This is a genomic window from Pseudomonas sp. LTR0 (genome assembly GCF_036630035.1).
In the GTDB taxonomy this organism is placed as follows: Bacteria; Pseudomonadota; Gammaproteobacteria; order Pseudomonadales; family Pseudomonadaceae; genus Aquipseudomonas; species Aquipseudomonas putida_Y.
This window is the reverse complement of record NZ_CP123734.1, coordinates 3243090-3267283: the sequence shown is the minus strand read 5'-3', so window position 1 is coordinate 3267283 and position 24194 is coordinate 3243090. Positions and strand designations below refer to the sequence as shown.

Genomic DNA, 24194 nt, shown 5'->3' with positions numbered 1-24194 from the left:
CCTTGCTGTCAAACAAGATGGTGGCAGCTGTACGCGGGTTGACAGACCGAGACGTTGGCACTCGGCGCACCACAGGGTGCCCACACGTACAGCCGCCATGAAAGCGAGCACATGAGGACAACGTCAGCGGTCTGTCAAAACCGGTCGCTGAATTGGCAGCGACAGGCCGAGACTAGGGCTGACTATTTCCATGTGCAACGAAAATCAGGCGCGAGGAGTATCTTTGGGAAATGGCCTACAAGGAAGGGGTTATTTCTGATTTTTCGACCCGCTCCCGTTCCTCAAAACGTCGACAGGAAACATGCGGGCAAAAGAAAGCCCGCCGAGGCGGGCTAAGTACTATCACGTAGGGATTGCTTCATCCTGCCCAAGCCACTGTGAAAATTGGGTGAAAGAAAGGTCCCCATAACGTGATCATCCAGAGGGCCCTGCGCCCTTCAAAGCTCGGCTTTCTGCCGCTGGTGGCGCTGAAAGCGGGTAACCGCGATCTGGACGGCAGCTGCAACGAGGCACAGCAGGCCGACTTTCCAGCTGCCCTCCAGGCCGTAATGCTCGGCGATCTTCCCCGTGATGATGACGCTAACGAAGATGGCGAAAGGCAGGATCAGTTTGTTCATCGGGTGTTCCAGCAGGCTGCAAAGGGCTCGAGTGAATACGCAGTTCACCCAGCGGGAATGCCGCGATCTTAGCAAATCTGGTTGCGGCGAGTGGAGGGTGCCTGCCATGGGAGGTTTGGTGGCAGTGAGATCGCGCGCCGCCCGCGCGGCGCATCGCGAGCTGCGCTCGCTCCTACGTTTGTTTCGGGCCAATTATTCCTGGGGCATTTGCGCGCGAACGCCTTGGCGCATGGCGCGATATCGCGTCGTACAAACAAGGCGGTCGCGTGCGCCTCTCACAGGCATTACTGGCCCGAAACAAACGTAGGAGCGAGCGTAGCTCGCGATGCGCCGCGCGGGCGGCGCTCGATCTCACCGGCAACACAAATCCACCGGCGAGCACCCCAGCCCCCTATACCCCCCATTGCGAATTTCCTGGTTTCAGCTAACTGCCATGGGAGGTTTGGTGGCAGTGAGATCGCGCGCCGCCCGCGCGGCGCATCGCGAGCTGCGCTCGCTCCTACGTTTGTTTCGGGCCAATTATTCCTGGGGCATTTGCGCGCGAACGCCTTGGCGCATGGCGCGATATCGCGTCGTACAAACAAGGCGGTCGCGCGCGCCTCTCACAGGCATTACTGGCCCGAAACAAACGTAGGAGCGAGCGCAGCTCGCGATGCGCCGCGCGGGCGGCGCTCGATCTCACCGGCAACACAAATCCACCGGCGAACACCCCAGCCCCCTATACCCCCCATTGCGAATTTCCTGGTTTCAGCTAACTGCCATGGGAGGTTTGGTGGCAGTGAGATCGCGCGCCGCCCGCGCGGCGCATCGCGAGCTGCGCTCGCTCCTACGTTTGTTTCGGGCCAATGATTCCTGGGGATTTGCGCGCGAACGCCTTGGCGCATGGCGCGATATCGCGTCGTACAAACAAGGCGGTCGCGCGCGCCTCTCACAGGCATTACTGGCCCGAAACAAACGTAGGAGCGAGCGCAGCTCGCGATGCGCCGCGCGGGCGGCGCTCGATCTCACCGGCAACACAAATCCACCGGCGAACACCCCCCAGCCCCCCTATAACCCCCCCCATTGCGAATTTCCTGATTTCAGCTAACTTATACAAAAACCTGTACAAGCATGAGAGGTTGTACATGTATTGCAAGTGGCCCTTCACCCTGTACTTCGACGGCGCCTGCCCATTGTGCGCTCGGGAGATCGCCTTCCTGCGCAGGCACTCGACCGGTGGAAAGCTCACACTGGTTGACATCAGTGCTAATGATTTCGATGCAGGGGCGTTGGGCTTCACGGTTGAACAACTGAGGTCATGCCTGCATGGACGGTTCGCGAGCGGGCACTGGGTTACAGGCTTGGACGCCACCTTGTGGAGTTGGCGTGCTGCGGATGTGGGCCTGTGGGTCGCGCCACTGGCCTGGCGCCCGCTACGTCCCCTGTTTTCGGTTCTTTACAGGCTGTTCTGTCGATTGAGGCCACGCTTGGCCTGGCTACCACATCCCGATGGCGGGCACCGCTGTAGCGGTGAGGAGTCCAAATGTCACATTCGTTAGCCGAGCACTTTCATGAAATCCTCGTCGGCATTGGTGAGAACCCGCAGCGCGAAGGGCTTCTGGACACACCCCAGCGTGCGGCAAAAGCGATGCAGTACTTGTGCAACGGGTATGCCCAGGATCTTCACGAGGTCGTAAACGGTGCTCTGTTCGAGAGTGAAAACGATGAAATGATTGTGGTGCGTGACATTGAGCTCTACTCATTGTGCGAACACCACATGCTGCCGTTTATTGGCAAGGCTCATGTCGCGTACCTGCCAACAGGACGCGTGTTAGGCCTTTCCAAGGTTGCACGCGTGGTGGACATGTTCGCTCGTCGTTTACAGATACAGGAAAACCTCACGCGGCAAATCGCGTATGCCGTGCAGGAAGTCACGGATGCTGCAGGAGTGGCGGTCGTGATCGAAGCCAAGCATATGTGCATGATGATGCGCGGGGTAGAGAAGCAGAACTCGGTGATGATGACATCCGTGATGTTAGGTGAATTTCGCGACGACCCCTCTACGCGGCACGAATTCCTTAACCTCATTGGACGACACAGTTGACGTCCGGTCCTGAACCGTCGCGAAGGGGCGCCCAGATGAATACCGATGCTACTGCGTTATCTCCAAGCCGCTTCGCTGCCCTGGGGTACGGCGGTCTGCTGCCGTTTATTGGTTTGACGCTGCTCATCCTTTTTTGGGCTGAGTATCGAGCGTTTTTCTCGATGATGCTGGTTGGCTATGGCGCGGTGATATTGAGCTTCGTCGGTGCCCTGCACTGGGGGTTCGCCATGACGTTGCAGGGGTTGCCCGCGAAGCAGCGTCAAGAGCGACTGGTGTGGAGCGTTATACCGGCCCTGATCGGTTGGGTTGGCGCGTTGCTGCCTGTGCCGGTGGGGTGTCTAGTGTTGACCTTTGGTTTTATCGGCCATCTTTGGCAGGATCGCAAACTGGCGCAAGCGGTGCCTGGGTGGTATCTGCCGATGCGCGTGCATTTAACGGCTGTCGCGAGCCTCTGTTTGCTGCTCAGTGCACTCGCCGTATTCATTGATTTTTGAAACCCCAATCCACGCTTCGATCCGTTTTACCCAGCCAGCCGCGTGATGGCCGGATCGTTGGGGAAATTCCCACAACATCGGTGCGGCGCCTGGCCGGCCCTCGCAGCTTTTTACAGCTGCCTTCACGGCCGTAACGCGCGGCGATCTTCCTGGCGATGACGACGCTTACAGTGATTTGTTTCTGAATGTGTGATCTCTCCCGCTCGGTCTTCGTCAAGAAGACTGCCCCTCGCCGTCGTCTGGGGATTGATACAGGGCCTTCCATGCAAACGCTGTTGAACGAGATTCTCGAAGAAGTACGTCCCTTGATCGGCAAGGGCAAAGTCGCTGACTACATTCCCGCGCTGGCGGACGTGCCGGCGAACCAGCTGGGCATCGCTGTCTATGGCAACGATGGCAGTTATCACTGCGCAGGCGACGCGCAGGTGCCATTCTCGGTGCAGAGCATTTCCAAGGTGTTCAGCCTGGTTCAGGCCATTGGCCATTCGGGGGAAGCCATTTGGGAGCGGCTGGGGCATGAGCCTTCGGGGCAGCCGTTCAACTCGTTGGTGCAGCTGGAGTTCGAGCGCGGGCGGCCGCGTAATCCGTTCATCAATGCCGGGGCATTGGTGATCTGCGATATCAATCAGTCGCGCTTCGCGGCCCCCACGTTGTCGATGCGCGATTTTGTCCGACGGCTTTCAGGCAACCCTCGCATCTCGATCAATACCCGGGTCGCTGATTCGGAATATCAGTTTCGCGCGCGCAACGCTGCCATGGCGTACCTGATGCAGTCATTTGGCAACTTCCATAACGAGGTCGAGACGGTGCTGCGCAGTTACTTCAGTTACTGCGCACTGCAAATGAACTGCCTGGACCTGGCGCGGGCATTCTGCTTCCTGGCCAATGATGGGTTCTGCAAGCACAGCGGTGAGCAGATCCTGACGCGGCGCCAGACCCAACAAGTGAACTCGATCATGGCCACCAGCGGGCTGTATGACGAGGCGGGGAATTTTGCCTTCAGGGTGGGTTTGCCTGGCAAGAGTGGCGTGGGTGGCGGTATCGTGGCGATCGTGCCGGGGCAATTTACCGTATGCGTGTGGTCGCCAGAGTTGAACGCTGCGGGCAACTCCCTGGCCGGGATGGCGGCGCTTGAGCTGCTCAGTTCGCGGATCGGATGGTCGGTGTTCTGATCAGCGAACTCAGGGGGCAATCAGGCGTCGCCTTCGCGGGTCAGAACGCGTACACCAACGTGGCCGTGGCGCTGCGTGGGCTCCCATACCAGCCGCGCGCGCCAATCGCCGTGTAGTAGGTTTTGTCAAACACGTTGTTGAGGTTCAGTGAAACGCTGGTCTGCGGCGTGAAGGCATATTGAGCCATCAGGTCGACCACGCTGTAGGGGTCCTGGGTGAACGTTTCGTTGTTGGGCCCGGCGCTCTTGTAATACTCGGTACCCTGCCAGCGCACACCACCCCCGACCTTCAACTGTGGCAGGGTCGGCAGGCGGTAGCTGGTGAACAGTTTCAAGGTGTCTCGCGGTATTTCAGTGTTCAGGCGGTCGCCATCCGAATCCTTGCTCACCGCATAGGTGTAGCTGGCCGAGACCTGCCAATCAGGCAAAACCTCGCCCGCCATTTCCATCTCGAAACCGCGTGTCTTGGTACCCGACTCGGCACGGTAGGCCTGGTTGCCGTCTGGCGCCAGGTTGCTTCCGTCGGCTACCGCCAGGTTGTCCTGGTGTACCTCGAAAACGCTGAAAGCCGCGGTCAGGCGCTGGTCCCAGAACTCACTCTTCAGACCGAGCTCGTAGTTAACGCCTTCCAACGGGTCCAGGTAGGTCCCGTTGATATCCTTGTTGCTCTGCGGTTTGAAAATGGTGGTGTAACTGGCATAGGCCGACCAGTGCTCGTTGAGGTCATACACCAGGCCAAGGTAGGGCGTGACGACTCCGGTTTCGCTACGCGAAGTGCGGCTTGTCGCGCCGGACGACAGGGTGGTAGAGGTTTCGTCGCGTTTCCAGTCGATCAGCCGCGCCCCGGTAATCAGCGACAGGTCATCGGCCAGGCTCCAGCGTACCGAAGCCACCAGGCCGTCCTGGGTTTCATCCAGCGCGTCCTCCGAGGACTTGGCATGGATGGCGTCTGGTATCGCCAGCGAACCGTCCCAGGTGTAAATGTTGTCGATGGTCTGGATCGTCCACAGTGGGTAACCGTCGTTGCGGTAGTAGGCGCGGTAGTGACTGGCCCCGAGGTAGGCCTGGTGCTCGCGTGAAAACAGCTCGAACGGGCCCGACGCCGACAGGTCGAATGAGGTCTGCCGGGGCTCGCCGGCCCAACGCCCCGTCCAGGTGCTGATGCCACTGCCATCGGGCTTGACGGTGCCGCTGGCAGCCGTGGCAAAGGTGTCGTCATAGCTGCGACGGCTGTGTTCGGCATTCACTTTCAACTGCCAGCCGTTGTCCAGTTGATGCTCCAGCGTAGTGAATACCGTCTTGGTGCGACGCTTGTGATAGCTCCAGTCCGAAGCTGAATTGAACGTGCGGGAGGGGCTGAAGTGACTGCCATCTGAATTGAACATCGGGAAGCCGTGGTTGCCTGCCCCGTCGTTGTCCATCTCCTGATATTCCGCACCCGCTGTCAGCATCGTGCTGTCGGTGATGTCCCACTCCAGCACCCCATAGGCCACCTGCCGTTCCAGCGATTGGCGGTCGACGTAGCTCTGGCTGTCGGTATTGGAGGCGACAAAACGCCCGCGGACATTGCCGCTTTGCGTCAACTTGCCAGAAACGTCTAGTTCGGTGCGGTAGTTGTCCCACGAGCCCGCTTTCAAGGTCAGCTTGCGTTGTGTTTCCAGGGTCGGCTTCTTGCGGATCAGGTTGACGGTGGCGCCCGGGTCGCCAGTGCCGGACATCAGGCCCGTGGCACCGCGCACTACCTCTACCCGGTCATACGACACCATGTCGGAGAGGTCGTCCCTGAAGCCAAAGGTATCGGGGCGGTTGATGCCGTCCACCTGGATGCTGCCGACCTCGAAGCCGCGCACGTAGATATGGTTGGCGTCGCTTCCGGCGGGCCCCATGCTGTCAACGACCACGCCTGGTGTCTGTTCAAGCACTTGGGCAACATCGTTCAGGTTCTGGTCTTCAATCTGCTGGCGGGTGACCACGCTGACCGATTGGGGTGTCTCGCGTGCAGACAGCCGCAGCCCGGTTGCGGTATTGACCGAGCCGGTGGTGTAGCTGCCGGTGCCTTCGGTGGTGGCACCCAGGGCCATGCTGGAGACGGTGGTTGCCGCAAGCTCCATGGCGCCATCCTGTTCAGCGCTGGCTAACGAATCTGCCGGGGTGCTGTAATCCACTGGCTCAGCCCTGGCATTTGCAGTGCCCAGCAGCGAGCCCGCGAAGCTGACCGCTAGTGCGGTTTGGCGAATACGGGTGGCGGGGGAGGAAAAGCGAGCGGACATCCATTGACTCCTTGCTGATCGAATACAAGTGCTCCCAGTAACAAACGTGTTGTTGACGGAAATACTTAGTAGCAAGGTGCTGATAGGGCTGAGGAATTACTTTGGCAGTAACATCCTCATTGCAGCACAAGGCTGCTCCTGCCAGTGCTGTACAGGCTTTGAAACCGACATGCAGGCTCTCGGTACTTGCCCAAGGCAGCGTCCGGACGGCACCCGTGAACCCGTGCATTCACCGGAAATGGAACCTACCGAAGATGACCCGCGAAGCGTTTGCCCCTTATCAGTCTCTTGCCACTGACTTGCTGAAGTATCTGCCGTCCGACCAGCGTGATGGCTCCCACGACTTGGCCCATATTCAGCGCGTGTGGGTCAATGCGCACCGGATCCAGCGGGTAGAGGGTGGCGACCTTGAAATCTTGCTTGCGGCGACGGTGCTGCACGACTGTGTGGCAGTGGAAAAGCATTCGCCGTTACGTGGGCAGGCTTCGACGTTGTCGGCGAACAAGGCTGCATCAGCCCTTGCTGAGATGGGCTGGCCGAGTGGGCGCGTTGAGCAAGTAGTGCATGCGATCAAAACACACAGTTACTCGGCAGGACTCGAACCGCTGACACTTGAGGCCTGCATCCTTCAGGACAGTGACCGGCTTGACGCCATAGGCGCGGTGGGTATTGCCCGGTGTTTTTACGTCTCCGGGCGAATGGGGTCGGCGCTCTATGACTTCGAGAATCCTTTCGCGCAGCAGAGGGCGTACCAGGACGGGGCGTATGCCATCGAGCACTTCCAGACCAAACTGCTCAAGCTCGCCTCGGGCTTTAAAACCCAAGAAGGGGCTCGCCTTGCTGCCGAGCGTCATACCCGGCTTGAAACCTTTCTTACCCAGTTCATGGATGAGATTACCGGGGCCGGTTAGTCATGCCGGGCTCATACCGTCCTTGAATTCAGTCAGCCCAGCGCCACAGCGGCTCATCCAGCAACCCAACCCCCCGCAGCTGGGTTTGCCCTTGTATTTTTTCCAGCTCTAGCACATTGCACCCGTCACAGGCTGCCAGCGCGTTGATTAATGGCGCACTGTGCGATACCACCCAAACCTGGCTACGGCGTGATGCACGAATGATCAGCCGCGCCAAGGCCGGAAGCAGGTCCGCGTGCAGACTGGTTTCCGGTTCGTTCAAGACCATCAGCGATGGCGGCCGTGGTGTAAGCAGGGCGGCCATCAGCAGAAGATAACGCAGGGTGCCGTCCGACAATTCAGCACCCTCGAGCGGGCGCAAAAGACCGTGCTGGTGCAGCCTTACACTGAACAGCCCGCCAGGTGGCGCATTGATCTCCAGACGGCTGCCGGGAAACGCGTCATTCAGCGCTTCCACCAGATCCTCCACATCGCCAATTTCGATAATGGTCTGCAACGCTGAGGCAAGGTTGCGCCCGTCGTGATGCAGTACCGGCGAGCGAGTGCCCAGTTGGGGTTGACGGCAAGGCGCATCACGGTCAATCCGGAAGTGATCGTAAAACCGCCAGCTATTGATGAATGCGCGCAGGTCACCGATTTCCGGTGCCTGGCGGGGCCGGCCGACGATGTTGAAGAAGCTCTCGCCGCTGTCAGCATGCTGATCAAGCACCGCCCAGCTGTTGCCCTCGCGGGCCCGCACCAAGGCGTTCTTGCGCTCGACCAGCAAGGACGAGGGCCGATAGGCGCCAGCGCCCCAGATGGCCTCGCACTTTATTTCGGGGTCGAGCATGAACGCGGTCGGATACGGCAGGGGAATTGGCAGGCCGAGTGTGATGGCAAACCCGAGGTCCTCGGTGGCAAAGCCCAGGCGCAGGCGCCTGGCTTCGCTCGGATGCTGGCCTTGGATGGGCACTTCGCCGCGCCGCATTCGTGCGCTGGTTTCTGGGCCGGCCCACCAGGTCGAATCCAGCCCGCCTTCACGGGCGAGGGCTTCGACCACACCGCCCTGTGCGGTTTCGGCCAGCAGGCGCAGCGCCTTGTACAGGTTGGATTTGCCGCTGCCGTTGGCACCGGTCACCAGGTTGAGTTGGCCCAGCGGCAGGACCAGGTGGTTGATCGAGCGGTAGTTGCCGATGGCGAGGGTAGTGAGCATGCAGTGCTTCCCAGCGTGGACCAGGCGACCGATTGTGGCCGAAGCGTGCCTGCCTTGTCAGCCTCCCTGCTGAGGCTGTTGCAAGTGAAGCAGGCGTGCGCACCGTCTATAGTGTGGGGCAACCTCTCTCGCAAAGGATGCTCACATGGCCAGATCAACAATCATGACAGCCGTTGTCACCTCATTGGCGGTGGCCTTGGCCTCTGGCCCGGTGCTCGCCGACCCGGGTAATGGCAAAGGCCAGGGCCAAGGTCAGGGGCACGGCAAGGGCCAGGCGCCGCACGCCCAGGGCCAGGGCAATTCGGGCGGCCACAAGCAGAGCGCCGGCGGCAATGACTGGCACGGCGGCCCGTCCATCGACCGTGGCGATGTATTGGGCATCCTCGGTGGCCACCGCAACTACTGGAGCCCGGGCCCGGCATTGCCTCCAGGCATTCAGAAGAACCTGGCCCGCGGCAAGCCCCTACCACCTGGTATCGCCAAGAAACTGGATGGCCGTCTGCTGGGGCAGCTGCCTCACTATGACGGGTATGAGTGGATGCAGGCAGGCGCAGACCTGATACTGGTCGCCGTGGCGACCGGGATCATCTATGAGGTGTTGAACGGGGCGTTCGACTAAGGCCGCAGGTGCGAGCAGTCCGCCCGGTCCCTGCAGGCGCTGGCTTGCCTGCGATGGGCTGCGAAGCAGCCCCAACGGCCTATCAACGTCGCCGCAACACAGCGGCCAGCCCAATGGTCAGCACCACAGCGCACAGCATGGCCAGCCCGATGGTGACGCCAACGCCCCACGTTTCCAGCAGCCCCGCCAAGACCAGATAGAACGCAATCACCCCCACCGCGCCGATCGCATTGCCCCGCACCATCGCCGCCATCCCGGCTCGCCCGCCCTGCACATGGGCGAACACCACCAGTGGCCACGCAATCACCGGAATCGGCGCCAGCATCCCACTGGTCGCCGGGCCCAGCCAGCTGGCCAGGCTGGTGGTGATCATCAGCAGGGACGTGGCGGATACCATGCGCAACGGGATTTCCCAGTGCCGGTGCCGGGGGCGGGCCAAAGTATCAGGTTTGGGCTCGCGGCCGCTGGCGCGGATCAGCACGCCGATCAGCACCAACGCCACTGCAATCGACAGGTACAGGCTGCCCCAGTGGGTAAAGGCATAGGCGGCCATGCCATAGAACAGCAACGCCAGCAGTACGGCCACGGCGATGCCGAGTGTGCGCGTGGCCAGCAGGTAGACGGTGTAGGTGGCCTGCACCGCCGCCAGGCCGCCCAGTGCGCCGGGCAACGCGCCCAGGGCGAAGGCCGTGCCCTGTTCCAGGCACAGGAAGGTCATCACCAGCGCCGAGGTGATCGGCAGGCCGGACAGCAAACCGCCTAGCAGGCCGCCCCAGCGCCGGGACGCGAGGGAGATGGCCCACATCAGCAGGGGGGTGATGGTGAGTTTCAGGTAAAACAGGGTCATTGCGGGTGCATCCAGGCTTGATGAAGGTGCGCCCGCCTTCGACATTGGGTAGGGCGCGGAGGAATCAGCCGCGGCTGGCCTCCAAGGCCTGGGCCAGGTCGGCGATGATGTCGTCACTGTGTTCGATGCCGATCGACAGGCGCACCATGTCCCGTGGCACGCCGGCCTTCTCCAGTTCCTCGTCGTTGAGCTGACGATGAGTAGTGGAAGCGGGATGGCAGGCCAGTGACTTGGCGTCGCCGATGTTCACCAGGCGTACCACCAACTGCAACGCGTCGATGAAGCGCGCGCCAGCCGCTTGGCCACCCTTGATACCGAACGACAGGATCGACGCCGGCTTGCCGCCGGTGTAGCGCTGGGCCAGTTCATGTTCGGGGTGGTCGGGCAGCCCGGCGAACTTCACCCAGGCCACCTGCTCGTGGGCTTGCAGGTAATGGGCGACCTTTAGCGCGTTCTCGGTATGGCGCTCCATGCGCAGGGCCAGGGTTTCCAGGCCTTGCAGGATCAGGAAAGCATTGAACGGCGACAGCGCGGCGCCCGTGTTGCGCAAGGGCACCACACGGCAGCGGCCGATGAAGGCGGCAGGCCCGAAGGCTTCGGTGTAGGTGACGCCGTGGTAGGACGGGTCGGGGGTGTTGAGCAGGGCGAAGCGTTCCTTGTTTTCGGCCCAGGGGAATTTGCCGGAGTCGATGACGATACCGCCGATGCTGGTGCCGTGACCGCCGATGTACTTGGTCAGCGAGTGCACGACGATGTCGGCGCCGTGCTCGAACGGCCGGCACAGCACCGGGGTGGCCACGGTATTGTCGACGATCAGCGGTACCCCGTGGCGGTGGGCAGCTTCGGCCAGCGCGGCGATATCGACGATATTGCCGGCGGGGTTGCCGATGGACTCGCAGAATACCGCTTTGGTACGCGCGTCGATCAGCGCTTCGAGGGCGGCGATGTCGTCATGGGCCGCGAAGCGGGTGTGGATACCCATGCGCGGCAGGGTGTGCGCCAGCAGGTTGTAGGTGCCACCGTACAGCTTGGCCACCGAGACGATATTGTCGCCGGCTTCGGCGACGGTCTGGATGGCGTAGGTGATAGCCGCCATGCCCGAGGCAACGGCCAGCGCGCCAACCCCGCCTTCCAGGGCGGCCATGCGCTGCTCGAGCACGTCGTTGGTGGGGTTCATGATGCGCGAGTAGATGTTGCCGGCAACCTTCAGGTCAAACAGATCGGCGCCGTGCTGGGTGTCATCGAAGGCGAAGGAGGTGGTCTGGTAGATCGGTACGGCCACCGCCTTGGTGGTCGGGTCGGGGCTGAAGCCCGCATGGATGGCAAGCGTTTCCAGCTTCATGCAATCGTTCCTTGAGCGTGGGTGGAAGCGCTCGAGCATGCGGCGGCGAGCGGGCGTGGGTCAAGGGTGTCGCTCTGGCGGTTTATGGCTCGCGTGACAATTCGCAAATTGACAGTTGTTCCTGCTGCGGGTCTGGTGCCTGAGGCGAGCGCACCCTGTTCGCCACCCCGAACGGTACATGCACCATCGGCAGGTTCCCCGCTGGCGATTGCAAGTGCGTGCGCTGGTCGTCGAAAAACACATGTGGCTTCAATATCGACAACACTCTGGGTTTATCCATACCGCCTAGAAAAAAGCACTCATCCGGCGATACGCCCCAATCCTTCAAGGTCGTCACTACTCGCTCATGCGAAGGTGCGTTGCGCGCCGTGACGATGGCAATGCGCAGGATCCGCTGGTACGTCGGGTCTTCGGACAGCTTGCGGTCCTCCAGCATGCGTATCCGCGAGAGCTTGCGGTAAAGGTCTGCCAAAGGCCCCGGCGAATGCGGGGTGCCCTTGTGCACGCGCTCGTGTTCCTGAAAGTCGTCCAGGTTGTCGTTGCGCTTGTACACACTCTCTGCCTCGTCGTCGGCAATCACGCCATCGAAGTCGAAGGCCACCCGCAGCTCGGTGTCGATTTCATCATCGTAGATGCGCGTAGGCAGCACACGCCCGGCAGGGTAGTTGGCGTCGATGGCCTTTTGCACATCTTCCTCGTTGGCACTGAGGAACAGCGAAGCATTGAACGCGGGGATGTACTCGTAGGGCGAGCGACCTGACATGAATGCCGCACGGGTGATGTCCAGCTGATAGTGGCTGATGGAGCGGAACACCCGCAGGCCGGTTTCCGGCGAGTTGCGCGAGAGCAGCACCACTTCCACCGGCAACTGGTCGGGGAATGCCTTGTTGATGCTCAGGAAGCGGCGAATGAACGGCAGCGCCACCCCCCTGGGAAACGGCTCGTCCAGGTTCTGTTCCTGATGTTGGCGGTAGGCCTCGACACCTTGTGTCTGGTAGATGTCATCGGAAACGGAGAGGTCGAACAGCGCACTCGAGGCAACGCCGATGACCAGTTTTTCTTCAATGGGGTAGGGCATGAAGCGGCTCCTGCGAGTGGCTTGAAGGCAAGTGTACGCGCACGTTCTGACGAAAGCCGTCAATTGCACGACTCATCAGTGGATTCGATGATGTCATTTTGATAGCTTCTCGCCCCTTACCGCAGTATCCGGATAGTGATTGATGAACCAGCTACATGAACACGGCACCCTGACTCCACTTGCCGAGGCGAATGGGAACAGGATGCACGAGCCCCACCTTGAGGCGGACGCTTCGACCCTGCGGGCCACCGAACACGAAGCACTGCAGGCCAGTATCGAGGCGCTGAACAAAAAGCTGGTGGCAAGTACCCTGGCCCGCGTGCAGAAAGAAGGGGCGATCCGCAAGAGCCTTGAGCAGTACCAGCAGCAACTGGCCGCCAGCAACCAGGCTCGGGAGGAGCTGTCCATCACGGTGACCACGGCGCTGAAGAAGCTCGTACTGGCAACCAGCGCCCAGGCAGACCGCATGGACAGTGTGGAGACGCGGTTGACCGGCCTGGCCCAGCACCAATGTGGATGCGCGTCGCAGTCAGCGCCCGGTTGGTCAGCGTATCTGGAACGTCATGCCGTGTCATTGCTCGCCTTGGCCGTGGCGGTCTTCACGCTGGGGCTGCACCTGCTTGATTAGGACAACTTCAAGGCTGCGCCGGGTTCAAGCGCTGAAGTGCCAAAGCTTGCGGGTTGGCGACGTTCTTCGGCACCCCTTCGAAAAACGCCAGCACGTTGTCGAAGGCGTCACCGAAGTACAGTTCGTAGCCGTTCTTCTCCACATACCCCAAGTGGGGCGTGCTGAGTACACGTGGGTGGCGCAGCAGTGGATGGGCCGGGTCGAGTAACGGCTCTTCCTCATAAACATCCACCGCCGCATAGCCCGGCCGCCCGGCATCCAATGCCTGCAGTAATGCGCCTGGTGCAATCAGTTCTGCGCGACTGACGTTCACCAGCAAGGCGTCGGGCTTCATGTGGGACAGGTCGTCGAAGGTCACCCCATGGCGTGTCTGATCCGAAAGGCGCAGGTTCAGGCTGACAATATCCGCCTCGGCAAAAAACGCCTCGCGCGAGGCGGCAGCAGAGTGGCCATCGGCTTTGGCTGCGGCGCGGCTGCTGTCGCTGCCCCACACCAGCACGGGCATGTCGAAGGCCTGCGCATAACGCGCCAGGCGCTGGCCGATCTTGCCATAGCCCCAGATGCCCAGCGTCTGCCCGGCCAGCGCCTGGCCCAGGTTGACCTGCCATTGGCCTTGGCGGAAGGCATCAATGGCCGGCACCAGTTGTCGGCGGGCATTGAGGATCAGCGCCCAGGCCAGTTCGGCAGGCGCTACCGGCGATCCCCGCCCCTCGGTCACGGCAATGCCGCGCGCGGTGCAGGCAGCCAGGTCGAGGTGGCTGGACACCTTGCCGGTCTGGCTGATCAGCTTGAGGTTGGGCAGGCGGTCGAGCAAGGCGGCGTCGATGCGTGTGCGTTCGCGGGTGAGTACCAGGGCGTCGGCATCGGCAAAGCGTGCTGCAAGTTGTTCCAGCGTGGCAGGCGGGTGCTCATGAAGGACGCTGACAGCATGCCCGCTCAGCTTGCCGAAGCAATCGAGGGTACGGATTACATCCTGGTAGTCGTCGGGAATGACAATGCGCATGGTGGTCTGGCCCGGGCGGTACAGTGAAGCGTCGAAGATAACCTAACTGGCGGTATCGGTGTCAGATCAGGCTGCAGTCGTTGCACACCATCACCGGCTCATGCGCCCCATCAACCAGCTTCACGAACTGCCCGCCGATGAACCACGCCGGCCACGCACTTCAGCGCACACCCCAACACCACCGCCGTCCCTGCACTGGCAAAGATCATTTCCCGCCCGGCACTCTGTTGCTGCAAGGCCACTAACGCCGGCGCTGCCGCCGCGGCCCCCAGTTGCAGCGCACTGACCCAGGGCGTCAACGTGCCGCGTGGGTCATTGGTGGCAATTGCCCCCATGTAGTAGGTTAGCGCCAGCACCCAGCCGAAGTTCATCAGAAACAGTGCCATGCACAGCTGATCGGCATCATGCGTATAGCGCGCCAGCAGGGTGATTGACACCAGCACTACCAGCGAGCCCAGGCCGATCATAGGGCCACGGCTCACCCGTGCACCCAGCAGGCTGGGCAGGGCACCGCCAGGCAAGCCACCCAGTATTCCCAGCCCGAACGCCCAGCCCACATCCACCGCGTCTATGCCGCGTTCGCGCGCCAACTGTTCGACAAACCCCCACAACGAATAGATGGCCAGCTGCAGGCACAGCATCCCCAGCAGGGCGTAGTGTCCGATAATCGCCGAGCCACCGCCTGGCTGCGCCAGGCGCACGGGTGTTGCATGCTGCAGCCGTACCGGAATGAACATCGCAGCCATAGCGATCAGCACGAACCAGAAACCCAGCGATGCAATCGCCGTGCGGTGGCCGAACTGCTCTGCCAGTTGTGGCAGGCACGTCGCGTACAGGGCAAAGACAGCGGTTTGAATCAGCAGCGACAGGCCGTACGAGCGATCCTGGCCCGGCAGCCGGCCGAGCCCGCTGATCGACCCGGCATACAGCAGACCTGCAGCGATACCACAGGCAAAACGGCACAGAATCAACGTCGTCAAAGTGTCCAGCGTAGCGCTGAGGACGTTCAACATCAGCGCTGCAAAGGCTGCCGCCAGGTACAGCCCACGGCCACTCGGGTGACGCCTGGGTATCGACAGCAGCAGGCAACCGAGCAGGGTTCCGCTCATTTCACTGGAAAGTACCCAGCCCTGTTGGCTCAGGTCCAGATGCAACCGCTCGGCCAGCAGGCCGATGAAGATGGGTTGTACGCCAATGATGATCAGCGCCGTGGCGGCGATGTAGATCAACGCGGCACGCAGAAGCAAGGTGTTGTTATTGTTGTGCATGGTCGGGTCCGGGGTCAGGCGCGGGGCAGGGTACCTGCGTCGTGGGTGATGCGGCCGTTCATCACGGTCAGCGCTACTTCGGTATTGCCGATCTGGTAGCGGTCCAGTTCGAACAGGTCCTGCTCCAGCACGATGATGTCGGCACGCTTGCCAACGGTGATCGAACCGATTTCCCGTTCCAGGCCCAGTTGGTAGGCACCGTTGAGGGTATAGGCGGCGATCAGTTGCGGGATGCTCAGGCGCTCGTCGGCATCGGGCATCACAGGGGCATCGGGTTCGCCACTGAGCTGGCGGGTGTGGCCCGATTCGATGTGTTCCACCGGCTTGTGCTGGCATCGGCATTGGCACACCAGGCCGTCCATGCCGATGGACACGGTCACACCCTGGTCGATGAAGCTGCGGAATTTGTACATCGACGCCCAGCGCGGGTAGCCATAGGCCTGCTGGATGGCCTCGGCGTAGGCGTCGACCACGCCCCACTGCAACTGGGTGTTGGCCATGACGCCGATACGGCGAAAGCGCGGGATGTCGTCGGGGTGGGTGAGGAAGGCGTGAGTGATGACGTGGCGACGGTCGCGGGGCGGGTTGCTGGAGAACGTGCGCTCAAACACGTCCAGCGCCATGCGCACGGCGGCATCGCCCACTGCATGCACCATCACGTCGATACCGAGGGCGTCGGCCTTGCGTACATGGCCCTCGAACACTTCCTCGGGCATGGTCGTCGAACCGCAGCTGTGTGGCTTGTCGCAATAGGGCTCGAGCAGGAATGCGGTGTGGTTCAGCTCGGTCCCGTCCAGCATCAGCTTGAGGGTCTGCGCCTTGACCAGCGGCGAGTCGTAGCGTTCGCGCAGGGCCTGCAGCCGAGTGACCGGGTCGTCCTCGGTGCCCATGTTGATGTAGCTGCCGACTACCCGCAGTTTAAGGCGCTCCTCACGCTCCAGTTGCTGCAAGGTTTCATACAGCAGCGACTGGTCGCCGGCGGGGTCGAGGAAACCGGCATCGAATACTGTGGTAATTCCGGCCGCCACCAGTTTCTCCTGCCAGAAGGGGATCGAGCGCAGGTACAGGTCGATGCCTGTCGGCAGGTAGCCGGCTTCGCTCAGGCGTTGCATCAGTAGCGAATAGGCTGCGCAGTCAATGATCACGCCCGTTGGCTCGCCGGTGATCGGGTCCTTTTCGAACCAGCTGGCGCCTTCTTCTACCGCCGGGGTGTTGCGGTCGATGCCGGCAGCGTTCAGGGCGAAGCTGTTGACCCACATGGTGTGATAGTCGGTGGACAGCAGGCACACGGGCTTGTCCGGACAGATGGCATCCAGTACTTCGCGGCGCAACATGTGCCCAGGCATCAACGGCTGGATCCAGCCCATGCCGGTAATGGCTTTTTCAGAGGGGTTGGCCTCGACGTAGGCCTTTAGCAGGGCCAGCACCTGTTGTGGGTCTGTATGGTTGACCAGCGCCTGAAAGGCAAAGGCGGTAGAGGAAAAGTGCCAGTGAGACTCGACGAAGCCCGGCAGCACCAGTTTGCCGCCGGCATCCAGCAGCCGTGTGGCAGGGCCGGCGTATGCCATGACGCTGCCGCGGTCGCCCACGCAAACGATGCGTTCGCCGCAAATGGCCACCGCCTCGGCCCAGGGCCTGTGCGGGTCGACCGTGTAAATGCGGGCATTGTGGATGATGAGGTCTGCGGCGGTGGACATGGCAACTCCCGGGGTCAGAATAGAACATTAGTTTTGAGTTGATTAAAACCTTTAGTCAATAAAATATTTTTACGGCACAGCTTTGCGTTATGCTGGGCGCCGACGTGTACGGATCGAAAAAAGGTGTGAATGTGAGCGGATTGCGCGAGCAGCAGAAGGCGATGCGTCGTGAAACCATCAGCCGAACGGCGCTAGGCCTGTTTGAAACGCAGGGTTACCAGACCACCACCATGGAACAGATCGCGCGCCTGGCCGCAGTGTCGGTGCCCACGGTGTTTGCCTACTTCGGCAGCAAGCAGGAGATTTTGCTGGAGAAGCTCCGCGAGGCCGACCACCGGGCGGTGACCGAAGCCCGGCGGCGCCTGCCGGAATTCGACGATGCGCTGGAGGCCCTGTGTTGCTACGAAGCGCACTTGACCGATTACGCATTCGAGGTGCTGCCTGCACCGCTCTGGCGCGAGATATTGCCGCCGTTGCTGCCGTTGCTGGGGGCTGAGCAGCAGGGCATGCCGGATGCCTACAGGCGGGTCAATGACGCGCTGGTCAACGAGTTGAAGTGCCTGCTACAGGACTTGTGCGACAGCGGCAGGCTGTCGGCTGGGCTGGACGTGGGGTATGCGGCGTTCCTGATCAACGATTACGGGCACCTTCAGTTGCTGCGCCTTTGCAGCCGCGAGCCGCTGGACATGGCGGCACACCGGGCGGATGTGCGGCGGTTCATGGACTTTATCCTGGCCGGCATGCAAGCGTGATGAGACTGACCAGGGGGCGTGTGGGCGGCCTTGTCGCGACATAAGGCCGGCCCTACAGGCCGCCAGATAGCTGCTCCACAAGAAAGTCCACAAACACCCGTACCCGCGCCGGCATCGCCGGGCCGCCGACGAACACCGCATGAATCGGTTCCCGATCACCAGGGTTGTAAGCCTCAAGCAACGGCACCAGCTGCCCGTTGGCCAGGTCATCGGCCACGGTAAAGGTGCCGATACGCGCCACGCCGGCGCCCAGCCTGGCCAGTTGCGCCAGCGCCTCGCCACTGCTGCATTCGATATTCCCTTTAACCTTCAGTGAGAACGTATGCCCGTCGCGGTGAAACGGCCAGTCGGGCATCGCACGGCGGAAGTTGAAGCGCAGGCAGTTGTGCCTGGCAAGGTCTTCAGGCGCAAGCGGGGTACCGTGGCGTTGCAGGTAATCGGGCGAGGCCACCACTACCTGGCCGGTCTCGCCGATGGCGCGGGCGCTCAACGAGCTGTCCGGCAGGTGACCGAAGCGCAGCGCCACGTCGGCCTGGCCGCTGAGAATGTCGGCCACCTCGTCGCTGAGGGTCAGGTCAACCAGCACTTGCGGGTAGCGTGCGCTGAAGGCCGCCAGCAGAGGCACTACGGTCAACCGGGCATGGCCCAGCGCAGCGCTGACCCGCAAGCGCCCGCGTGGCACGCCTTGGTCAGTGATGGCTTCTTCCACTTCGAGCATGTCCGCCAGCACTCGCCGTGCGCCGCGCAGGTAGGCCTCTCCCTCGGGGGTGAGGGCGAGCGCTCGGGTCGTGCGCAGTAGCAGGCGGGTACCCAGGCGCTGTTCGGTGCGGGCGAGAATGCGGCTGACCGCCGAGGGTGATGCTGGTGCTGTTCGGTGTCGGCCTGACCTTGGGCAACGTGTGGGGCGGCAAGGCGGCGGACCGCTCCATCGATCGCACCCCGATCCTGTCACTGGCTGGGCTGATTGCCGTGCTGCTGGTGTTCCCGCTGGTACTGGACTGGCCATTGCCGACCGCCCTGGCGATCCTGGTTTGGGGGGCGGCCAGTTTTGCCCTGGTGCCGCCGCTGCAAATGCGGGTAATGGAGGCGGCCAAGGATGCGCCCAACCTGGCCTCGGCAGTCAACATCGGCGCGTTCAATCTGGGCAATGCGATCGGTGCGGCACTGGGCGGCGCGGTGATCAACGCGGGGCTGGGCTACCCGGCGATCTCCCTGGCGGGGGCTGCGATGGCGGCGCTGGGGCTGGTGTTGGTGCTGCTGTTTGCCTGGCGAGGGCGAGGGGGGAGCTGCGCGGCAGGTTGCGCTGTAACAGGCCGGAACCTTGGGGCGCTTTGCGCCCCTCGACACACTTCCTGGCGGTACTACGGAGTACCGTTTCGGCCATGCAAGTGATAGGCAGGGCGCTCGCTGAGTCGCTCGTAATAATCGCGCACAGCAGGCAGGTGCGGGTGCTCGAACGGCGTTTCGAACCAGCGGTTGACCGACAGGCCGATAGGGATGTCGGCCAGGGTGAACTGGCTGCCGGCCACATAGGCGCCGGTGCTCGCCAGTTGGCGGTCGAGGATGCGCATGTAGCGTGACCACTCGGCACAACCGGCAGCCAGTGCTTGCGGGTCCTGGTGAGCGGGTGAGTGCCTGACCAGCGACATGAACGCGTAGCTCCATGAGCGGTTCAGGTCCGAGGCCTGCCAGTCGATCCACTGATCGATCCTGGCCCGCGCCTGGGCCTCGCCGGGATAGAACGCGGTGGCGCCGTAGCGGTTGGCCAGGTAGCGGATGATGCTGTTGGATTCCCACAAAGTGAAGTCGCCGTCCTGGATCACCGGGATCATGGCGTTGGGGTTCAACCCGAGGAACTCGGCGCTGTCAGTGGCCTTGAAGCCAGAGCCCCAGTCTTCGCGTTCGAATGCGATCTCGAATTCGGCACAGGCCCACATGACTTTTCGCACATTGATGGAAGAGGCTCTTCCCAGTATCCGCAGCATGGTGTTCGTCCTTGTGTGGGGGAGGTTGATCGTCCGCCACTGCCGGGGGCGGGTCAAGGGGCTGAGCAGTGGCTCGGCGCTCCCTTTGCAGGGTTCTTGTAGTCCATTTCCTAAAGTGACCGTTTCCAGGCCTTTGTCATTGTAATGGGGTAGACAGCGGCCTAGCCTCTGCACGCGCCTAACCTTGAGGAATGGACATGGACAGCGAAACGCCGAAAAACAGCAGCAAACCCACTGTCGTGCGTGCAGCGAGCCGCTTTGGCAACAGCGATGCCGAACTGGTGCAAATGAAACCGCAGCTGCCAATACGCACCGCACTGATGGAAGCTTCGGGCATCATGGGCTGCATCACCGAAATCACTCGCAAGGCCATCGACAGGCCTGGCGACCGCCAGGTGATGATGAAGGCCACGTACTATCTGGCCGGGATGGCCAAGTCACTGATCGACGGCCAGCTGCTGCAGATACGTCAGGCACGCGAAGGCGAGGGCGAAGCCTAGCCAGGCTTGCCTGGGGGGCGCGAACTTGGCACCCTTGGGCGGTTTTAATCGTCTGTAACACGACAGAAGGAAGCATGCATTGAGCTGGGACAAGGTGGGAAAGCTTCTCGTCGCCGTGCTGATCGGCCTGATGGTCCTGTTGGCCGCCTACGCGTTGCTCAGGGGCAATCCGCGTCTTGAGGCGTCCCTCACCTATGCCTACCTCACTTACCCCGGCCAGTTCAGCGAGCGGATCAGCAAAGCCAGCGAACAGCTGAAGTACGAGCAGTTGCAGGGGCAAATCAACGGTATCGTTCAAGGCCAGCTGGGCCATGATCAGGTCGAGCGGCTCATCGAAATGGCGCAGGCACCTTATGCTCAGCTGTTCGCCAAGCCTTTCGAGGCCGGGCTGGTCGACCACCGTACCGGCCTGCTGGTCGAACTGCACAACAGTGGTGATGCGCAGGTCCGGCAGGTGAAAATCCGCCTGCCAGCCAAGGGCCTGGTGCAGGTGCGAAATGCTGCCGGCAACGACACGCTGCTGGAAACCCCCACCGCCCAGGTTGATATACCGGCCATCGAGCCAGGTGGCACATGCAAGGTGTGGGTGTATTTCGATGCCGACTACTCACAGATCCGCCATGGCGGGGTCAGTATCAGCCATGCCGATGGTGAGGCCAAAGTGCAGGTGTACCGCGAGGTCATCGGTTTTCCGGCCATGGTGGCCCGTTACAGCCGTGAGCTGATGATACTGCTTGGCATACTGGCGGCCAGCGTACTGGGCCTGGCCTATGCTTGCCTGGCACGTCGTGACCCGCGGTAAAGCGACCTGAGCCATTCCGGCGTCGCGTTTTGGCGATGCCGTAGCGTATCCCGGAACCTACTGACGCCGTTGGCGTTATTGCTTACAGCTCTCTCCATCATGCAGCGCCAGGCTCTGGCGCAATTGTTCAATCATGGCCGCGCGAAGCGCCTGCGGGGCCTGGATGCGGATCGAACCCGCCTGGGACAGCAGCCAGCCCATCAGCGCACGGTTGTCGACGACGGTGGCCACCAGCGCGGCACCGCCGCTAGCCTGCGGCGTCAGTTGCATGTCGAGGGATAGTGGTGACTGTTCCAGCCGGCGGGCCAGCGCGTCATCGACCCAGGCATACAGTACAACGTGTGTCGGGGGCGCAAGTGTGTCGGGTTGCAGCTGCTGCGCTTCGCCCAGGCTCAAGCCCGGTTGCCAGTACCAGCCATAAGGCATGCCTTTACTGTTGCACTGTAGCGGGAACAGTGCGGCGAGCTCGACCAGGTCGCGCTCGACGGTGCGTTTGCTGGTGGTATGGCCCACGGCTGTTAGGGCAGCCTGCAACTGGGTGGAGCTCATACCCGGGTGGCGGCCGGGCAGTAACTTGAGCAGTTGCCACTGGCGGGCGATGGTATGGCGGGTCGGGTGGCTGGGCAAAGGGTTCGTCCTTGAAGACAGGCACCAAGCCTGTCTGGGTAGTGGCGTTTAGCTATTGCCCAGCATACCTTTTCCAGGAATGGGATCCAAGTTTCCGGACGCGCTCTTGGCTTGAGGCGTGTCACTGTCTTGCCACAACTACCAATCCCACAAAGTCTCGCTCCCACATGGTACGCGGACCGCTTGCGCGCTGAGTTTTCTGCGCGACTGCGCAGTCCAAGTGGTTGGGCGATGTCCCACAAAGGCCTCGTCTATCGCGTCGAAGACGAGCGTATCGTTGTAGTGGGTGGTATCGGTTGGCAAGCGCGAGCGTAGCGAGGTCTATCGATCTGCTTAGAAGCGGTGAGCGCCATCATGGTCATCAACCAAACGCCGCACGCTGCCAATGCGCCTCGCTCACAATCGCAATGTTCGCACCCGCTTCCCTGATTTCCACTGCTTTCTTGATCTTCGTGCCGTAACTGCTGTGCAGCCACTGCTCGTTGCCAATACTGCCAATGACCAGATAGTGGATCTTCTTGCTCACCCCCGCGGCGATTGAACCCCCACGTTCGACTACCAGTGCTTCGCATGCTTTGCGAGGCCCCCGTTCCTTTGTTGTCCGGTTAGTTATGGGGTCATCTGAATCAAGCGTCATGCGCTATTGGTAAAAAAGCCAGGTGTTATTTCACCTTGCCATTGCGCCCCGCGAGCCTCCCCCGGGGGCATGGCTGGAAATGATGAGGTGCAGCGGGGAACCTTCGATATCAAGGGAACAAACTAGGCGGACAGCGGGCCCTCACAGGAAGGTGTGGCCCAAAACTGATGTGGAGCGGCCTTACATCCCGCCCCGCCGCACATGCTTCACCAACACCTTCTCCAACAACTCCCACATCGCCGGGTCCGTACTGAACGCCACATTGAAGCGCATCCACCCGGTCGCCTTGGCGTCGACCATGAACAACTGCCCAGGCCCAAGCATGATGCCTTTCTCCAGCGCATCATCCAGCAACGCGGCGCTATCGGGAATCGCCGGGTGGCGGGTCCAGATGTACATGCCTTCATCCGATTCGGTGAACAGTTCAAAGCCCAATCGGTGCAGGTGCCGGCCAACTTCCTGATGCGCCTCGGCCAGGCGCTGGCGCAGGCGTTTGAGGTGCTTGCGCCAGCGCCCGTCGATGATCGCCGCATACACCACGCGCTCCATCACCTGCGAGGTGGTCAGGCCTGAGCGCATCTTCAGGTGCAGCAGTTTTTGCATCAACTCGGGGTTGGCCAGCATGTAGCCGACCCGCACGTTGGGCGAAATGCTCTTGGAATAGCTGCCCACGTACACCACCTGCTGCAGATGGTCGAGGCTGGCCAGGCATGGCTGCGGCTCGGCGACCATGTCGGCGTACAGGTTGTTCTCCACCAGGCGGAAGCCATGCTGGCTGGCAAGCTGCAGCAGGCGGTGCAACTGCGGTAGCGGGGTGCGCGAGCACGTCGGGCTGTGCAGGTGCGGCTGGGTGAAGAACGCCGTCGGGCGGTGGTGGGTGAGCAATTGCTCCAGCTGGTTCAGGTCGTAGCCGGCCGGTGTACGTGGCACGCCTACCAGGGTTGCGCCTTGGGTGCGCAGGATGCTCATGAGGTTCGGGTAGCCGGGGTCGTCCACCAGCACCACATCGCCTGGGCGCACCAGTGTGCGTGCGGCCAGGTCCAGGGCCTGGCTGGCGCCGTGGGTGAGCATCAGCTGTGCCGGGTTGGCGACGATCGACAGCTCTTGCTGCAGGTTCTGGGCGGTCAGCGCACGCAGCTCCATCAGGCCCATGGGGTCGCCGTACCCCGACAACTCCAGCGGGCTGCCGGCCACTTGGCGCAGGCCGCGGCGCAGGCCGTCTTCGTACATCCAGTCGTTGGGCAGCCAACCGCACCCCGGCTTGTAAGGCAACTGGCGGATTTCGAAGATCTGCTGCAGGTACCACTCGGAGTTGAACATTGGTCGACTGGTGTCGGCCTCGGCGTTGTGCTGCTCCAACAGGTCGCCCGCCGCACGGTTGACGAAGAACCCCGCATTGCCACGGCTCACCAGCAGCCCTTGGGCGACAAGGCGGTCGTAGGCTTCGACCACGGTGAAGGTACTCACCGAATAGCTTGCGGCAAAGGCGCGGATCGACGGGACCTTGGCGCCTGGCTTGAGGGTTTGGTTGTCGATCAGATCGCGCAGCCCGTCGATGATCTGGTTGACCAGCGGGGTTGAGGAGTCTGGATGTAATTCGAACATTCGGGGCCTTCAGGGTGCGTATCGCCTGGCGTTTGCAGGGTGTACTGCATGGGCGACCTATACAGT

The 24194-nt window shown here is 61.9% G+C and carries 22 protein-coding genes and 3 pseudogenes; 11 read left to right on the top strand and 14 right to left on the bottom strand.

Annotated features, from left to right (window positions below):
* Nucleotides 1-437: 437 nt before the first annotated feature.
* The gene (locus QCL51_RS15060) at nt 438-617 is read right to left on the bottom strand and encodes a hypothetical protein (protein WP_020189938.1); all 180 of its coding nucleotides are present in this window, start codon (nt 615-617) and stop codon (nt 438-440) included.
* 1124 nt (nt 618-1741) lie between these two features.
* Between QCL51_RS15060 and QCL51_RS15055 the strand changes: the two genes are divergently transcribed.
* The 4 genes from QCL51_RS15055 (at nt 1742) to glsB (ending at nt 4366) form a co-directional block, all read left to right on the top strand.
* Nucleotides 1742-2155 carry a DUF393 domain-containing protein gene (locus QCL51_RS15055; protein ID WP_080671161.1) on the top strand — a complete coding sequence of 138 codons (414 nt, stop codon included), beginning with the start codon at nt 1742-1744 and terminating at the stop codon, nt 2153-2155.
* Nucleotides 2140-2700 (top strand): GTP cyclohydrolase I FolE, encoded by a 561-nt coding sequence (folE, locus tag QCL51_RS15050; RefSeq protein ID WP_084850491.1) that lies wholly within the window; start codon nt 2140-2142, stop codon nt 2698-2700. Before QCL51_RS15055 ends, folE begins: the two co-directional genes overlap by 16 nt.
* Before the next feature lie 35 nt (nt 2701-2735).
* Complete coding sequence (locus QCL51_RS15045; RefSeq protein WP_103444604.1) at nt 2736-3194, top strand: DUF3429 domain-containing protein; 459 nt, start codon at nt 2736-2738, stop codon at nt 3192-3194.
* A 263-nt stretch (nt 3195-3457) separates the two neighbouring features.
* Nucleotides 3458-4366, top strand: coding sequence for a glutaminase B (gene glsB, locus QCL51_RS15040; RefSeq protein WP_103444603.1), 909 nt, complete (start codon nt 3458-3460; stop codon nt 4364-4366).
* A gap of 40 nt (nt 4367-4406) precedes the next feature.
* Here glsB and QCL51_RS15035 read toward each other — a convergent pair whose 3' ends face one another.
* Entirely contained in the window at nt 4407-6635 is a 2229-nt protein-coding gene (locus tag QCL51_RS15035; protein ID WP_021785004.1) for a TonB-dependent siderophore receptor, read from the bottom strand.
* Between the two features lie 254 nt (nt 6636-6889).
* Between QCL51_RS15035 and QCL51_RS15030 the strand changes: the two genes are divergently transcribed.
* Entirely contained in the window at nt 6890-7546 is a 657-nt protein-coding gene (locus tag QCL51_RS15030) for an HD domain-containing protein (RefSeq protein ID WP_103444601.1), read from the top strand.
* A gap of 28 nt (nt 7547-7574) precedes the next feature.
* Here QCL51_RS15030 and QCL51_RS15025 read toward each other — a convergent pair whose 3' ends face one another.
* A complete protein-coding gene (locus QCL51_RS15025; protein WP_028698080.1) occupies nt 7575-8738 on the bottom strand; it encodes an AAA family ATPase in 1164 nt (387 codons plus the stop codon).
* 145 nt (nt 8739-8883) lie between these two features.
* Between QCL51_RS15025 and QCL51_RS15020 the strand changes: the two genes are divergently transcribed.
* Nucleotides 8884-9357, top strand: a complete 474-nt coding sequence (locus QCL51_RS15020) for an anti-virulence regulator CigR family protein (protein WP_014860874.1) — start codon at nt 8884-8886, stop codon at nt 9355-9357.
* An 82-nt stretch (nt 9358-9439) separates the two neighbouring features.
* Here QCL51_RS15020 and QCL51_RS15015 read toward each other — a convergent pair whose 3' ends face one another.
* The 3 genes from QCL51_RS15015 to QCL51_RS15005 form a co-directional block, all read right to left on the bottom strand.
* Nucleotides 9440-10204, bottom strand: coding sequence for a hypothetical protein (locus QCL51_RS15015; RefSeq protein ID WP_103469094.1), 765 nt, complete (start codon nt 10202-10204; stop codon nt 9440-9442).
* A gap of 64 nt (nt 10205-10268) precedes the next feature.
* The gene (locus tag QCL51_RS15010) at nt 10269-11546 is read right to left on the bottom strand and encodes a bifunctional O-acetylhomoserine aminocarboxypropyltransferase/cysteine synthase (RefSeq protein ID WP_004575388.1); all 1278 of its coding nucleotides are present in this window, start codon (nt 11544-11546) and stop codon (nt 10269-10271) included.
* Between the two features lie 82 nt (nt 11547-11628).
* Nucleotides 11629-12624: a 5'-nucleotidase gene (locus QCL51_RS15005; RefSeq protein WP_021783168.1), complete on the bottom strand. Its 996-nt coding sequence runs from the start codon at nt 12622-12624 to the stop codon at nt 11629-11631.
* Nucleotides 12625-12766: 142 nt separating this feature from the next.
* Here QCL51_RS15005 and QCL51_RS15000 point away from each other — a divergent pair, with 142 nt between their 5' ends.
* Nucleotides 12767-13252, top strand: a complete 486-nt coding sequence (locus QCL51_RS15000) for a hypothetical protein (RefSeq protein ID WP_021783167.1) — start codon at nt 12767-12769, stop codon at nt 13250-13252.
* 7 nt (nt 13253-13259) lie between these two features.
* Here QCL51_RS15000 and QCL51_RS14995 read toward each other — a convergent pair whose 3' ends face one another.
* The 3 genes from QCL51_RS14995 to QCL51_RS14985 form a co-directional block, all read right to left on the bottom strand.
* Nucleotides 13260-14255 carry a D-2-hydroxyacid dehydrogenase family protein gene (locus tag QCL51_RS14995; protein WP_021783166.1) on the bottom strand — a complete coding sequence of 332 codons (996 nt, stop codon included), beginning with the start codon at nt 14253-14255 and terminating at the stop codon, nt 13260-13262.
* Nucleotides 14256-14365: 110 nt separating this feature from the next.
* The gene (locus tag QCL51_RS14990) at nt 14366-15523 is read right to left on the bottom strand and encodes an MFS transporter (RefSeq protein ID WP_325948209.1); all 1158 of its coding nucleotides are present in this window, start codon (nt 15521-15523) and stop codon (nt 14366-14368) included.
* 14 nt (nt 15524-15537) lie between these two features.
* Entirely contained in the window at nt 15538-17220 is a 1683-nt protein-coding gene (locus QCL51_RS14985) for an amidohydrolase (protein ID WP_209965275.1), read from the bottom strand.
* Between the two features lie 131 nt (nt 17221-17351).
* Between QCL51_RS14985 and QCL51_RS14980 the strand changes: the two genes are divergently transcribed.
* Entirely contained in the window at nt 17352-17972 is a 621-nt protein-coding gene (locus tag QCL51_RS14980) for a TetR/AcrR family transcriptional regulator (protein WP_275967049.1), read from the top strand.
* A gap of 52 nt (nt 17973-18024) precedes the next feature.
* Here the strand turns inward: QCL51_RS14980 and QCL51_RS14975 are convergent.
* Nucleotides 18025-18831 (bottom strand): annotated as a pseudogene (locus tag QCL51_RS14975) (LysR substrate-binding domain-containing protein); the annotation flags it as partial.
* Here QCL51_RS14975 and QCL51_RS14970 point away from each other — a divergent pair.
* A pseudogene (locus QCL51_RS14970) lies at nt 18831-19253 on the top strand (MFS transporter); the annotation flags it as partial. The pseudogenes QCL51_RS14975 and QCL51_RS14970 overlap by 1 nt on opposite strands.
* Nucleotides 19254-19333: 80 nt before the next feature.
* On the opposite strand, the gene QCL51_RS14965 reads toward QCL51_RS14970, so the two are convergent.
* Nucleotides 19334-19957 carry a glutathione S-transferase gene (locus tag QCL51_RS14965; RefSeq protein WP_028698077.1) on the bottom strand — a complete coding sequence of 208 codons (624 nt, stop codon included), beginning with the start codon at nt 19955-19957 and terminating at the stop codon, nt 19334-19336.
* Between the two features lie 197 nt (nt 19958-20154).
* Between QCL51_RS14965 and QCL51_RS14960 the strand changes: the two genes are divergently transcribed.
* Nucleotides 20155-20457: a DUF3077 domain-containing protein gene (locus QCL51_RS14960; RefSeq protein ID WP_021783160.1), complete on the top strand. Its 303-nt coding sequence runs from the start codon at nt 20155-20157 to the stop codon at nt 20455-20457.
* 79 nt (nt 20458-20536) lie between these two features.
* Nucleotides 20537-21259, top strand: coding sequence for a hypothetical protein (locus QCL51_RS14955; RefSeq protein ID WP_021783159.1), 723 nt, complete (start codon nt 20537-20539; stop codon nt 21257-21259).
* A gap of 75 nt (nt 21260-21334) precedes the next feature.
* Here QCL51_RS14955 and QCL51_RS14950 read toward each other — a convergent pair whose 3' ends face one another.
* From QCL51_RS14950 to QCL51_RS14940, 3 genes and pseudogenes are all read right to left on the bottom strand, one after another.
* Nucleotides 21335-21886, bottom strand: a complete 552-nt coding sequence (locus QCL51_RS14950) for a WYL domain-containing protein (RefSeq protein ID WP_021783158.1) — start codon at nt 21884-21886, stop codon at nt 21335-21337.
* A gap of 361 nt (nt 21887-22247) precedes the next feature.
* Nucleotides 22248-22472: pseudogene (locus QCL51_RS14945) on the bottom strand (NAD-dependent DNA ligase); the annotation flags it as partial.
* Nucleotides 22473-22703: 231 nt separating this feature from the next.
* Nucleotides 22704-24128, bottom strand: a complete 1425-nt coding sequence (locus QCL51_RS14940) for a PLP-dependent aminotransferase family protein (protein WP_103444595.1) — start codon at nt 24126-24128, stop codon at nt 22704-22706.
* Between the last annotated feature and the right edge of the window lie 66 nt (nt 24129-24194).